Origin of the sequence: Pseudomonas sp. HMWF021, assembly GCF_003061005.1 — a bacterium.
Classification (GTDB): domain Bacteria; phylum Pseudomonadota; class Gammaproteobacteria; order Pseudomonadales; family Pseudomonadaceae; genus Aquipseudomonas.
The window spans coordinates 106767-107102 of sequence record NZ_QAIK01000180.1 but is presented as its reverse complement, the minus strand read 5'-3'; the positions used below and the strand labels follow the sequence as shown (position 1 = coordinate 107102).

Annotated in this window: 1 protein-coding gene; it reads left to right on the top strand. The window is 47.0% G+C overall.

Annotation, left to right across the window (positions count from 1 at the left end; all coding sequences use genetic code 11):
- The coding region (locus DBR18_RS30035; RefSeq protein ID WP_256588984.1) for an asparagine synthase-related protein at positions 1-323 on the top strand (323 nt) is incomplete at its 5' end.
- Positions 324-336 lie beyond the last annotated feature (13 nt).

The following is a 336-nucleotide window of genomic DNA, read 5'->3' as shown; positions in this document are numbered from 1 at the left end:
TTTCCTTGTCTTCTGATCAGTTGATCAAGAATGGCGTCGGCAAGTGGCCACTCAGGGAGTTACTGAAACGGTACGTGCCGACATCATTCTTCGACAGACCAAAAGCCGGCTTCTCTATTCCGTTGGCGCAATGGTTGCGTGGGCCGCTGAAGGAGTGGGCAGAAGAACTGCTGTCTGAGGAACGCATCAAGCGAGAGGGTTATTTTGACTGCCAGAAAATTCGCTCGGCATGGCTCCAGCATCAAAATGGAACTTATGATCGTAGTCTTCATTTGTGGAATATTTTAATGTTCCAGTCCTGGCTTGATAAAAATAGTCGCTAATTTGTATTGAGCA